This is a genomic window from Selenomonas sp. GACV-9 (genome assembly GCA_900116485.1).
GTDB lineage: Bacteria > Bacillota > Negativicutes > Selenomonadales > Selenomonadaceae > Selenomonas_A > Selenomonas_A ruminantium_G.
Window position 1 is genome coordinate 1 of sequence record FPAX01000022.1, and the last position, 12,818, is coordinate 12,818.

Genomic DNA, 12,818 nt, shown 5'->3' on the forward strand with positions numbered 1-12,818 from the left:
CTTTGCGGCAGGTTGTCTACGCGTTACTCACCCGTTTGCCACTCGACTCTCAAAAGCAAGCTTTCAATCGTCTCGTTCGACTTGCATGTGTTAAGCACGCCGCCAGCGTTCGTCCTGAGCCAGGATCAAACTCTCCAATAAATCATATTGAAGAACTCAATCAAGCTCTCAATTATCATATGGTTCATAAATTACTGAAGTAATTTATGTAAGCGACTCACAAGCAATCAAGATTGCTGTTCGCTGCTTAAGAAATTGCCGATTGCTATGTTGTTCATACCAATCGATGTTTTTTAAAAAACATCTGGCTTAAATCATGTTGCATGATTTCATTTTACATTGTTTAGTTTTCAGAGAACAATCTCCGTCGCTCATTTCAGCGACTCATTTATTGTATCGCATCGATTTCTTTCTGTCAAGAACTTTTTAAATTCTTTTTCGGAAGCAACAGCTTCCAATCACTTGCCACTCAAGGCTTGCCGATTGTTTTCCGTTGCCGTATCTCTCAGCGACTTGTATAATGATACACGCCTTTTGCCGATATGTCAACACCTTTTTATAAAAAAAGCAAAAAGATTGCTGACAACATTTTTGCCAGCAATCTTTTGCTTATTTTGCCGCCTTAGGGATTCGGCTTCAATATGATGTTGACCGGAAGATTTGACGCCCCCGGCGGAGAGTACAGGAAATATACCGGCCTGTCGCTAGGATATACCCCCAAGTCTGCGACTTCTGTTCCGTAAGCCAGGACCTCTGCCCCTTCCCCTAAAGCAAAGGGCAACGGCTCCGATGCCGCTGGTATCTTATCGCCAAAGAAAGGTTTTGCCGGCACCGGCAGGAGTTTTTTCCCCGCAGGATCAGATACAGCCAGCATCGCCCCTGCATATACGCCGCCTAACGGCGACAAATAATACTGGACAGGCTTTTTCCCTCGTGTCGGGATATTGATGCGATAGACTATCCCGTAATTACCTACATTGCGTACTTTGCTGCCGTCCGTTGCGTCAATACCGTCGCGGAATTTATCTCGCTCATCATCAGCCACGCGGAAATAACGGACGCCATCAGTTTCCGGATCATATATGTGTTTTACCGTAAGCTCCCGATTCATGCCCGCAAAGGTGCCACGCAGCCGCATCTCATCCTTCGGTAAGACCGGCAGATCCCGCGCAGCGGCCAAGGGGTCAGCATCCTCAGCCATCATGAGCACGGAAACCTCCACGGGCTGGGCAGCGTGAAAATCATACATCCCTGCTACCAGTTCTCCTGGCTTGACAAGGGTCGTATTCATCTGATCCTGCAGCAAACGGCCCATATTCCGCGTCAATACAAATGTATCATCCATGCCCTTGGCAAAGTAATTCATCTGTGTCGTCTTGCCAACATAGAGATAATCCTGGCTAGGCGCACTGCTGCCGCCCCGGGTCAGCTTGATGACATTGATGCCATCGTATTTATTCTGGAGTACCACCACAACTTTTTTCGGCACATCAGTATTGTTCAAATGATAGTAAAACACCCGCGCATCACCAGTTACCGTATCGCGGTATAGTACGCCATCCTGGGTTACATACTCAGGGCTGTCCGAAAACAAAAGCGTCCCGCCAGCATCCTTGCTCGATGTCGGCATCTCATGCATTACACAGGCAGCATCTCCCCATATTTCCTGTTGGGACGATTTCTTGTTTTTTTCTGCCGCTCCACGGAGGATAGCATTTATCCTATCTTTGATATTCATATCCTGCTGCACCGCCTCATGTCCAGCTGCAAAAACAGGCAATGGCTGGCTGCCGAAACAAAAAGCAGCCGCTAACGCCGCTAGTAATTTCTTCTTTGCTGATACTCGTTTAAAGATATTCCGGCTCAATGCTGTTTCACTCCTAATTTCGTCATGACCGCTGCCTTCCAAAGCCGCAGCTTGAATTCTGTAAGCCCAAACCGCGGATGAGGAATATTCACACGTTGTAATAGATATGGATTCGTGGCAAAGGTATTGAGGCCAGCATCTCCCGTTACAGCCGTCAAATACTCGTTCTCGGCTAGCATCGCTGGCATATCATCGGAGTAAGCACCATTAGGATAAGAAAAACTGAACACCGTATGGATGCCGTTCCATTCCATGATAAGCTTGGAAAGTTTCATCTCCTCGGCCTGTTTCTCCGGATCAAGATGCGTAAGTGGCTGATGATTAGCCGTATGGCTGCCGATCTCGATTCCCCGCTGCTGCATGTCGCGCAGCTGGTTCCAGCTCAGATACTTTGGCCGTCCGATATCATTAGTCACCATGTAGACCACAGCCTTCATGCCCCGCTCTTCAAGCATCGGCAGCATCGTCGTATAGTTATCCTCATATCCGTCATCAAACGTCAATATGACGGGCTTTTCGGGCAGCTCCAGCTTACCCTTCTTTGCCTTCATGAACTCGAGCATCGTAATGGTCGTATAGCCCTGCTGCTGCAAATAATCGAGCTGCTGGCGGAATTCTTCCGGCGGCACGTTGTACGACCAGCCCTCGCCGTTATCCTCATCATTTACCATATGATATTCCAATACAGGAATCCCAGTAGGCATTGGCGTCAACAACAGCCAGCACAAAAAAATCAGCAGCATAGCCGCCACTGCCAATAGCATTCGTTTTATATATTTCACCAAACTGTCTTCTCTCCCCTTATCATTGCTGCGCTGCCGGCAAAGCATCTGCCAGCTCTCGCAGCTTGCGCATCCGATGATTCATGCCCGACTTGCTGACGCCAAGCATCTCCGCGAGCTCTGCCAGGCTCGCATCAGGATGTGCGAGCCGCTGCTCGGCAGTCTGGCGCAGCTTTTTCGGCAGCTGTGCCACAGCATCCGCCGCCTGCAGCATGCGGATTGCCTCCAGCTGGCGTCCCGCAGCATCAACGGTTTTCTGCAGATTGGCCGTCTCACAGTTCACGAGCCGGTTTACCTGCTCGCGCACCTCCTTGACGTTGCGGGCAACTTCAAAGGCCTCCACAGCCTCATCAGCCTGGATCATCGCCAAAAAGTCCATGACCGCATCCCCCTCCTTGAGGTAGACGACATAGTCATCCTTGCGATCGATAAATCCAGCCGGAAAATCCATACGCTTCAGCAGCGTATAGAGCAATTTGCCCAGGCTGTAGCTGCCGGTAACCAGCTCCAGATGGTAACTGGCCTCCGGACGATTGACGCTGCCGCCTCCCTGAAATGCCCCGCGCAGATAAGCCACGCGGCAGCAGTTCTTCTTGAGGATGGCCATATCCGTGTCCATATTGAGGCTGTCGTCATGCAGGAATCCCAAGGTTTCCAGCAGACCAGCAACATCCGGCGACGGCACTACGCGAACCGTGTAATTGTTGTTCTTGTTGAGCTGGCGCGCCCGGCGAACGGTGATTTCCGTCTGGATGCCGCCGCCCTCGCTCTTCAGCAGCTGCAGCGTCTTGCGCGCTACGGCCGCATTCTTGGTCGTGAAATTCAGGCCAAAGGTGCGGCGCAGGCCAAAGGTTATCGTGGCGCCCATGCGCAAAAGCGCCGCCAGCTCAGCCGTGCGGCAGCAGCTGCGCTCATAGCTGAGGCGCGCTAATTCATTCTTTACTTCCGTCGCAAAAGACGGCATAGTGACTCACTCCTCCGTCTGCCCTGCTACTCAAAGCCCTTCATCGCACTGGGTTGCAGGCGGTAGACCATCTTCATGACACTGCGGCAGAGCTTGTCCGGATCGTGGCGGATAACATCCGACTCATTGATGATATCAGCCTTGACAAAGCCGATGCCCAGCGCATTGATGGCCTCTTCATCCACCTCCACCGGATAAGCGCCCTTTTCGGCATAGTACGCCTGCATATCTGCAGAGATAGGATGGCTGTTGACCAGCATGTAGTCGATGACCCCCTTGCCGCCATGGTCGATGATGGCCTTCGCATGCATCGAGGCCGTATAGCCATCGGTTTCCCCAGGCTGGGTCATGACATTACAGATGTATATCTTTACGGCCTTGCTCTTGCGCAGTGCCTCAGCCACACCGCCGACCAGCAGGTTCGGCATTATGCTGGTATAGAGACTGCCAGGGCCAAGGATGATCGCATCGGCTGCCGTCAGTGCCTCCAAAGCCGACTGCACCGGCTGCGGATTTTCGGGGAACAGCCGCACGCGATGGATGCGTTTCTTCACCTCAGGGATATGCGACTCACCCTCGACCACCGTGCCGTCCTCCATGACAGCATCAAGGCGCACATGCTCCTTCGATGCCGGCAGGACCTGTCCCTTGACAGCCAGTACCTTTGACGACTCCTTCAGTGCCTGCTCGACATCACCGGTCACTTCATTCATGGCCGCGATGAACAAGTTGCCAAAGCTATGGCCAGCCAGCTCGCTCTCCCCCCGGAACCGGTACTGGAACAGCTTTTCCATCAAAGGCTCTGTATCAGCCAGCGCCACCAGGCAGTTGCGCAGATCCCCCGGCGGAATGATGCCGAGCTCCTCCCGCAGTCGGCCCGACGAGCCGCCATCATCGGCCACAGTTACCACAGCCGTGACATTGCTCGTTGCCGACTTGATGCCGCGCAGCAGCACCGACAGGCCATGGCCGCCGCCGACAACGGTCACCGTGGGGCCCTTGCCCAGCCGGCGTTTCTCATAGATGATGTCCACGAGACGCTCCGAGTTATCGGGCAGCAGTACCGTGATGACCGAACGGATGACGAATTTCGTCGCCAGCAGCATCAGCGCCGCCCCGAGAATGACGACAGCAATGCCGATAAGGGTCGAGAAGGTATAGTTATAGCTGCCCTTCCAGAGATATACTGCGCGGAAAATCGCCTCTTCGATATAGTCAAGATATTTGTAGTTGAAGATCAATGCCAGTCCAAGGCTTACGAGCATGACGCCTGCCGAGAACAGCAGCAGCCATCGCTTGAACTTCATGCCTGGATAAAGCCATTTCAATAAATGCATCTTCCCTTAACACTCCTCACGCACATGTTCATGCACATCATTCTTCATGAGGTCGCGGTGCTCGAGTTTGACCGGATACTTCTTGGCACTGAGCCGGTCATAGATATGTTTGGCAATGAACACGCTGCGATGCATGCCGCCGGTACAGCCAACGGCAATGACCAGCTGGCTCTTGCCCTCCTTGACGTACTGGGGCACCAGGAAATCGATCATGCCGTCCAGCCGCTCGATGAACTCCTGCGTCACAGGCCACTTGGCAATATACTCCGCCACCTCGGGGACAGCGCCGCTCTTATGGCGCATCGTCTCGATGTAGAACGGATTCGGCAGGAAACGCACATCGAGCACCATATCTGCATCAAGGGGCATGCCGAATTTGAAGCCGAAGGACAGCACGTTGATATTCATCTGCTCGCCCTCAGTATTGCCGAACAGCCGGTGTATCTTGTCGCGCAGATCGACCTTCTTGAGCTCCGACGTATCGATGATATAGGTAGCCTTGGCCCGAGCCGGTGCCAGGCGCTCACGTTCCTTGGCAATGCCCTCGGAAATACGGGAGGACGGGGCCATCGGATGACGGCGCCGCGTTTCCTTATAGCGGCGGATGATGACGGGATCCGATGCGTCCATGAACAGCATCTCGTACGACACATCATCGCGGTCCATATCATCAAGGGTGTGGATGAACGTATCAAAGAACTCACGGCTGCGCGTGTCGACCACGAGCACGACCTTGCCCACATGGCCGCCCGCATGCTTGCAGAGCTCTACGAACTTCGGGATGAATACCGGTGGCAGATTGTCGATGACAAAATAGCCAAGGTCTTCCATATAACGGCAGGCCTGAGTCTTGCCGCCCCCCGACATACCCGTGACAATGACAAAGCGGAAGTCGTCCTTCTGTGGCTGTACGATCTCAGCCTCCATTTCTTTCTCCATGATCTCACCTTCTATAGAATAGTTTATAACTCCAACCTGTTATTTCCGTGGAATGACATAGCGATAGATGGCCTCAGCAAAACCATCAGCCTCACAGTCCGTCGTCTCATGATCGCAGACGGCTTTGACTGCCGGCACGGCGTTGCCCATGGCTATAGCCTGGCCTGCCGCCTTGAGCATCGGCAGGTCGTTATCGGCATCGCCGATGGCCATCGTGTCTTCAATCGCAATGTCCAGCCGCTTGGCCAGATTACGGATACCAGCTGCCTTGCTGACGCCGGCATTGATGATTTCCGCATAGTTGGCATTCGAGCGCACCGGCGCAATCACATCGCCAAAAGCCGCGCGCAGTTCAGCGATGCGGGCATCAGTCTCGGCTGCGCTGCCCGATACCGACAACAGCTTGCAGACTTCCTCCGTATGCTGCTTGAGACCATCCCAGCCCACGGCATGTCCCTTGACATTCTGCGACGCCTCATAGGCCTTGGCATTCTCATCGTACGCCGCATAGTAAAGCTCATCCTTGCTGTAGGTCTGCAGGTACCAGCCCCTGTCATGGCAGAAATCCACGACGCGGCAGACAAGCTCCGGATCAAGATAGCTGCTGTAGAGCACCTCGCCGGCCACGGTCTTTATCAGCGCGCCATTATAGGTGATGATAGGCACATCGACGCCAAGGGCCTTGGCCACCGGCAAAGCAGCCTTATACATGCGTCCCGTGGCGATCGTCACCGTGACGCCGGCCTTGACTGCCGTCTGGGCAGCCTCTATATTCGCGGGCGACACCTGCTGGCCACTCGGCAGCAGCGTGCCATCCAAATCCGTTACGAAAAGCTTTACTGACATAATTCATCCTCCTCATGATTGGGGAACTTATCAATCCTATTTTCTCACATTGGTCAGAAAATGCAAGTGGGCAGAATATCCTTGAAAAAACCGCCCTTATATAAGATAATAAGATTACCAATATACACGCAAAATTACCTGTCAGAAAGGACGTTATATATGTCTAAGCAGCCAATCACGCACCAATGCAGTTTCTGCAAACGCACCATCAAGGTCCATGACCAATACGATATGCCGATCTATGATCCCAACACGGGCTTTGCTATCTGCAAGAACTGCGTGCGCGAGATCAACCACTTCCTCGACGAGCACGATGCCGCCACCCAGCAGGAAGAACATCAGGAGTTTGCGGGCCAGCTTGACGACATCCTCGCCAAGAACAAGCCCCATATCATCAAGCAGTATCTCGACGAATACATCATCAATCAGGATCGGGCCAAGAAGATTCTTGCCGTCGCGGTCTACAACCACTATAAGCGCATGAAGTACGGCTATCAGAATGACGATGGCACCGAAATCGAGAAGTCCAACGTCATCATGCTGGGCCCTTCCGGCTGCGGCAAGACCGCACTGCTTTCGCACCTGTCGAAGCTCCTCGACATCCCCTTTGCCGTAACGGATGCTTCGAGCCTTACCGAGGCCGGCTTTGTCGGTGCCGACGTAGAAGTTGCCGTGCGCAACCTCTACTATGCAGCCGATAAGGACATCGAGAAAGCGGAGCACGGCATCATCTACCTCGACGAGTTCGACAAGATTGCCCGCAAATCTGGCGCCAATAACTCCATCACGGCCGACCCGGGCCATGAGGGCGTCCAGCAGGCACTCTTGAAGATGCTCGAGGGCAATGTAGTCGAGTTCACCTCCCGCGGCCAGCGCAAGCATCCCGAGGCACCAACCATCAAGGTAGACACCCGCAACATCCTGTTCATCGTCGGCGGTGCTTTCGTCGGCATCGATGAGGTCATCGGTAAGCGTCTGTCCAAGTCCTCATCGATTGGCTTCGGCGCCGAGGTGCAGGGCAAGGACGACAAGCCGAAATTCGACGAGCTCATCCATAAGGTGCGCCCTGAAGACCTCATGCAGTACGGCATCATCCCCGAGATCATCGGCCGCCTGCCAGTCATCTGCACCCTCGAGACCCTCGACGAAGACGCGCTGCTGCGTATCCTGACTGAGCCCAAGAACGCCCCGGTCAAGCAGTATGAGAAACTGCTGGCCATGGACAATGTCCAGCTCGAGTTCGAGGAAGACGCCCTGCGGGCCGTCGCCAAGAAAGCCATCGAGCGCAAGACTGGCGCCCGCAGCCTCAAGGGCATCATCGAGGACGTCATGCTCGATGTCATGTTCGAGATCCCGAAATCCGACGAGCCACGCAAGGTCATCATCACCAAGGAATGCATCGAGCACGGCACCAAGCCGGATATCGAAAAGCTCGCCAAATAAACGACATGCAAAAAAGCCTTCCCGCGGGAAGGCTTTTTTGCATGCGCCAGATATCGGTCAGATATCCATTGGCGTGATATTTTCCTGTTTCATAAACTGCGACAGCTTGTAGATACCTGCCATGACCTCCTGATAATTCTCCGGGGTCAGCGACTGGGGGCCATCGGAAAGGGCCTTGGCCGGATTCGGATGTACCTCCATCATCAGGCCGTCGGCACCAGCAGCGATGGCTGCAAAGGCCATGGGTTTTACCATGCGCCATTTGCCCGTGCCATGGCTCGGGTCGACGATGATTGGCAGATGCGACAGATGCTTGACCGCAGCGACTGCGCTGAGGTCGAGGGTGTTGCGCGTATACGTCTCATAGGTGCGGATGCCACGCTCGCAGAGCACGACATTCGGGTTGCCGGCATTCATGATGTACTCGGCAGCATTGAGCCACTCGTCAATCGTTGCGGCCAGGCCGCGCTTCAAGAGCACCGGCTTGCCGCATTTGCCTACTTCCTTCAACAGGCCGAAGTTCTGCATGTTGCGGGCGCCGACCTGAAGCATATCCGCATACTTCACGACGCTCTCGATGGCCTCGACCGTCGTGACCTCGGTGACGACGCGCAGGCCCGTGCGCTCACGTGCCTCGGCCAGATATTTGAGTCCTTCTTCCTCCAGGCCCTGGAAAGAGTACGGTGACGTGCGCGGCTTGTAGGCGCCACCGCGCAGGAACTGTGCACCAGCCGCCTTGACGATATCAGCTGCCTCAAACAGCTGCTCCTTGGACTCAACGGCACAGGGACCAGCCATGACTACCGGTGTACCATCGCCGATCTTGATGCCAGCCACATCGACCACGCTGTTTTTCGGATGGAATTCACGGCTGGCCAGCTTGAAGCTCTTGGAGATCGACACGCTCTTCTCTACGCCTGGCATGACGTCGATAGCCACATCAGCCACCTTCGTCTTGTCGCCGATGACGCCGACGATCTTCTGCTGGCTGCCTTCCATGACTTTGGCCTCCAGGCCTGCTGCCGTGATTACCTCGATAACGCTTTTGATTTCGGCTGCCGTCGCATCCGGATTCATGATAATAACCATAGACTATGCCTCTTTCCCTTTTCTTTTTATATTATCCTGTTATTCCACGGTCAAAACGGGGAATGTCCCCAGGTTCTTGAGCCAAATGCTCTTCTTCGCCACGGCTTCGATGGATCCCTGCAAGGACTCCACATCCGTCGTGTACTCCAGATCGAAAAAGAAGATATAGGCACCAAGCTCCGTGCGCGCTGGCCGCGACTCGATGCGGGTCATGTTGATGCCGCGCTGGGCAAACTCCTTCAGGACATCGTACAATGCGCCCGCTTTCTGGCCATCGATCTGGCAGATGATCAGCACCTTTTCCTTCGGCAGGCAGGCCTTGCCTGTGCCGCGACGCCGCACCTGGAAGAACCGCGTGCAGTTGGCCATATTGTCCTGTATCTCTGCGGCCACCGTCGACAGTCCCGTGAGCTCGCCAGCCCGCTTGGTGCAGATGGCAGCCCAGCCTGAGGATGCCGGCTCCGCGGCCACGAGCTCTGCCGCCCGTGCCGTGCTGGCCACCTTCACGATCTCCGCCTGCGGATAATGCTGCTGCAGATAGGCCCGGCACTGCGATATGGGCTGGGGATGCGAGAAGATGCGCGTGATAGCAGCACCATCGCACTTAGCCATCAGCTGGTTATGCACGGGCCAGATAAGCTCGCGCACCACCTCTAAAGATTCACTGCGCGCCAGGGTATCCAGCGTGATATTGATTGCCCCCTCCAGGGAATTTTCCACAGGGACCAGCGCCGTATCCAGCCGGCCCTCCTCGACATCCTGCAGACACTCAAAGAGATCGGGAACCGTCACCAGCTCGCAGCGCTCTGGCAGCCGCTCATTCAGATAGCTTGCCGCCGCCTCGCTATGCGTGCCCTTGGGCCCCAGCACTCCCATCGTCTCGCTCATAGCCAACCATCCTCCCATCCTGCCTTAGCAAAAAGGCCCCGTCCGCTGATGGACAGGGCCTTGAATGGTATTATGATAACACATCATCACCATAACCGCAAGCAATATTTAAAATGTTACAGGATTTATTCACACCATATAAACAATTGTTTAGAGGCTGTCCTTGAGTTTCAGCAAATCTGGGCAGAGATCGCCTATAGAGCTGGCCAGATCCTCTTTCGGCTGCAGGATATCCAGCACTGGCTGCATCGTCGCCTTGAACTTCTCATCGTCCTGCATGAGCACAAGGATGGCACTCGTATTGATGGCATCGGCCAGCGCCGTATGCTGCTCGCCCTCGAATTTATGATCCATCGCCCCGAGCGCATGCTTGAGCGCCAGGCTGTTGTGCAGACCCAGACGGTCGTCAAACTCCTGCTGCAGGTCAACCCAGCGGCTGTCGAGCCACTGCACATCAAAATCCGGCATCTTGAAACGGCATTCCTTCTTGAGCTGCTTGATATCCGACATGCTCCAGGAATAGATGCGCGTTTCCTCCTCGCCGATCCAGTCGACGAAATTCTGGAAGCAGATTTCGTAGCTGTCCTTGCCCTCGACCATGGCCTGAGTGATACCCGTCAGATTCGTGATATGCTTCTTGATGGGACCATAAGCGGGTGCCACATAGCACTGGAACTCCGCCTCCTGCTCGAACTTCTCGTTGAGCCGCACTGCACCGAACTCAATGACCTCCTCATTGATCTTGCGGCGCACCTCGCGGAACTCCCGGCTTACCGGATTCATCTCCAAGTCGACGACAACATACTTCATCTGTAACCCCTGCACTTTCTGTACGTTTTCTTCTATCTTCTTATTCTACGTTATCCCGCCATTTTCTTCAATAGGATTCTATGCTATCATAAGATGGAATCGACCACGGAAAGGATTTTTTGCTATGAAAAACTACCGTCTCTATCTGTTTGACTTTGACTATACGCTGGTCAACTCGGAATCTGCCATCCTCAAATGCTTCCACATCACGCTCAACAAGACTGGCTGGCCCCAGCGCGACGATGATACCATCCGCTGCACGATTGGCCTGCCGATGCTCGACGCCATAAAACGCGTCATCGAGTCTGAGGATGACTGCAAGGCCCGCCAATTCCTCGAGGTCTACAAGCACGAGGCCGACCGCTATATGACGGAGGGCACCCATTTCTTCCCCCATACCGTCAGCACACTCCAAGCCCTGCGTGCCCGCGGGGCCCGCATCGGCATCATCTCCAGCAAGACACGCTCTCGCATCCAGGAAAAGTTCGACCGCGACAAGGTACCGGAGCTTATCGACCACATCATCGGCAGCGACGATGTCAGCGCCCATAAGCCTGACCCCGAGGGAATCAAGAAGGCACTGGCCTGGTTTGACGTGCCGCCAGCTGCTGTTCTCTACACCGGTGACAGCTATGTAGATGCCGGTGCCGCCCAAAATGCCGGCGTGGATTTTGCCGCCGTGACCACAGGCACCACCGCCCGCGAGACCTTTGCTGATTATCCCCATGTGAAGATCATGCAGGATATTGCCGAACTGCTGGCATAACAAAAGCCTTCCTTGTACATCAAAGGAAGGCTTTTTATACGTGAAATTACATCAGCATGCTGACTGCTGCACCGCGGCTGTGGTTGTTGAGACCGCCAAGCGCACCAGCTGACTGCTGGCTGAGGCTCTGCATGCCCTGCTTGATGGCCCAGAGTGCCGCCTGCTCCTGAGTGTTCGAGCTGGCGAGGTTGACCGACTCCTTGGCAATATCTGCCGAGTCCATCGTCTCTGCCGTAGCGATGAGGTTCTCTTCCTGCGTCGTGTAGTTCGACGACTGGTACGTGAGTCCCTGCTGTGCGGCACCGATATTCGTTGCCTGATCGGTAGCAGCATTCAAGGCGCTGTCTACCTTGTCGAGAGCTGCGCTGATCGACGACGCATCCGTCAGATCGATCGTGCTCTTGCCCTCACTGTCCGTGAGCCCAAGGCCCTGCGATGTCATGTTGCCAAGGCTGACCGTGTTGTAGCCGTCAGCACCAGCTACCGTTATCGACTGGCTGCCATCGAGAAGTTTCTTACCATTATACGTTACCGACGCATTGTCATCGATGGACGCGATGGTCTGGTCTACCGACTTCTGCAAAGCTGCCAGATCCGTGCTGCCATTCGTGCCATTAGACGCCTCAAGCAGGGTGGAGCGCAGCGAGGACAGGCTGTTGACCGTTTCATTGACGGCACCAGCTGCCGTCGACAACATGGAATTTGCCGTCTGCGTATTGCTGTTCGACTGTGCCACTGCACCGATATTGGAATACGTGCGCTGGACAATCGCATAGTCAGACGGTCCATAGGACGCGCTAGGATAATTTGAGCCCGTAGCGATCTTCTGAATACTGCTGTTATGCGTCGACTGGACTTTATTCAGCGTATTCAGCGAGTGATTGACACCACTCATGATGCTGTTAATGCTCATAAGCATTCTCCTTCCTCTTCTTTTCCCAAAACCTTATGACGAAAGCCCACGAATCAACGTAGGCTTTCCCACTTATATTATAAAAGAAATCCGCCCATCCTGCAAGAAAAAAAGCGCCGCCACAAAGATAAACCCTTGCCAAAAGATAACAATAATGATAAAATAAATGAGTCG

Annotated in this window: 12 protein-coding genes and 1 rRNA gene; 2 read left to right on the forward strand and 11 right to left on the reverse strand. The window is 54.3% G+C overall.

All coding sequences use genetic code 11. The features are described 5' to 3' along the window. The 7 genes from BM322_RS12175 to BM322_RS12205 form a co-directional block, all read right to left on the reverse strand. A 16S ribosomal RNA gene (locus BM322_RS12175) occupies positions 1 to 141 on the reverse strand; the annotation flags it as partial. Between the two features lie 481 nt (positions 142 to 622). Then, positions 623 to 1,867: a hypothetical protein gene (locus BM322_RS12180; RefSeq protein ID WP_075430870.1), complete on the reverse strand. Its 1,245-nt coding sequence runs from the start codon at positions 1,865 to 1,867 to the stop codon at positions 623 to 625. Next, positions 1,864 to 2,631 (reverse strand): polysaccharide deacetylase family protein, encoded by a 768-nt coding sequence (locus tag BM322_RS12185; RefSeq protein ID WP_407047835.1) that lies wholly within the window; start codon positions 2,629 to 2,631, stop codon positions 1,864 to 1,866. The genes BM322_RS12180 and BM322_RS12185 overlap by 4 nt, the downstream gene beginning before the upstream one ends. Before the next feature lie 40 nt (positions 2,632 to 2,671). Beyond that, on the reverse strand, positions 2,672 to 3,613 hold the full coding sequence (whiA, locus tag BM322_RS12190; protein ID WP_075430874.1) for a DNA-binding protein WhiA: 942 nt from the start codon (positions 3,611 to 3,613) through the stop codon (positions 2,672 to 2,674). A gap of 26 nt (positions 3,614 to 3,639) precedes the next feature. Then, positions 3,640 to 4,950 carry a gluconeogenesis factor YvcK family protein gene (yvcK, locus tag BM322_RS12195; protein WP_075430876.1) on the reverse strand — a complete coding sequence of 437 codons (1,311 nt, stop codon included), beginning with the start codon at positions 4,948 to 4,950 and terminating at the stop codon, positions 3,640 to 3,642. A 6-nt stretch (positions 4,951 to 4,956) separates the two neighbouring features. Next, positions 4,957 to 5,889 (reverse strand): RNase adapter RapZ, encoded by a 933-nt coding sequence (gene rapZ, locus BM322_RS12200; protein ID WP_075430878.1) that lies wholly within the window; start codon positions 5,887 to 5,889, stop codon positions 4,957 to 4,959. A 39-nt stretch (positions 5,890 to 5,928) separates the two neighbouring features. Further along, entirely contained in the window at positions 5,929 to 6,735 is an 807-nt protein-coding gene (locus tag BM322_RS12205; RefSeq protein WP_075430880.1) for a Cof-type HAD-IIB family hydrolase, read from the reverse strand. 159 nt (positions 6,736 to 6,894) lie between these two features. Between BM322_RS12205 and clpX the strand changes: the two genes are divergently transcribed. Beyond that, positions 6,895 to 8,178, forward strand: a complete 1,284-nt coding sequence (clpX, locus tag BM322_RS12210; RefSeq protein WP_075430881.1) for an ATP-dependent Clp protease ATP-binding subunit ClpX — start codon at positions 6,895 to 6,897, stop codon at positions 8,176 to 8,178. Between the two features lie 57 nt (positions 8,179 to 8,235). Here the strand turns inward: clpX and aroF are convergent, their stop codons facing one another. The 3 genes from aroF to BM322_RS12225 all read right to left on the reverse strand — a co-directional run bounded on the left by aroF (position 8,236) and on the right by BM322_RS12225 (position 10,965). Further along, positions 8,236 to 9,267: a 3-deoxy-7-phosphoheptulonate synthase gene (gene aroF, locus BM322_RS12215; protein ID WP_075430882.1), complete on the reverse strand. Its 1,032-nt coding sequence runs from the start codon at positions 9,265 to 9,267 to the stop codon at positions 8,236 to 8,238. Between the two features lie 39 nt (positions 9,268 to 9,306). Beyond that, complete coding sequence (pheA, locus tag BM322_RS12220; protein WP_075430883.1) at positions 9,307 to 10,155, reverse strand: prephenate dehydratase; 849 nt, start codon at positions 10,153 to 10,155, stop codon at positions 9,307 to 9,309. A 150-nt stretch (positions 10,156 to 10,305) separates the two neighbouring features. After that, the gene (locus BM322_RS12225) at positions 10,306 to 10,965 is read right to left on the reverse strand and encodes a 3'-5' exonuclease (RefSeq protein WP_075430884.1); all 660 of its coding nucleotides are present in this window, start codon (positions 10,963 to 10,965) and stop codon (positions 10,306 to 10,308) included. A 124-nt stretch (positions 10,966 to 11,089) separates the two neighbouring features. Here BM322_RS12225 and BM322_RS12230 point away from each other — a divergent pair, with 124 nt between their 5' ends. Next, a complete protein-coding gene (locus BM322_RS12230) occupies positions 11,090 to 11,731 on the forward strand; it encodes an HAD family hydrolase (RefSeq protein WP_075430885.1) in 642 nt (213 codons plus the stop codon). 46 nt (positions 11,732 to 11,777) lie between these two features. Here BM322_RS12230 and BM322_RS12235 read toward each other — a convergent pair whose 3' ends face one another. Further along, a complete protein-coding gene (locus BM322_RS12235) occupies positions 11,778 to 12,644 on the reverse strand; it encodes a flagellin (protein ID WP_075430886.1) in 867 nt (288 codons plus the stop codon). Positions 12,645 to 12,818 lie beyond the last annotated feature (174 nt).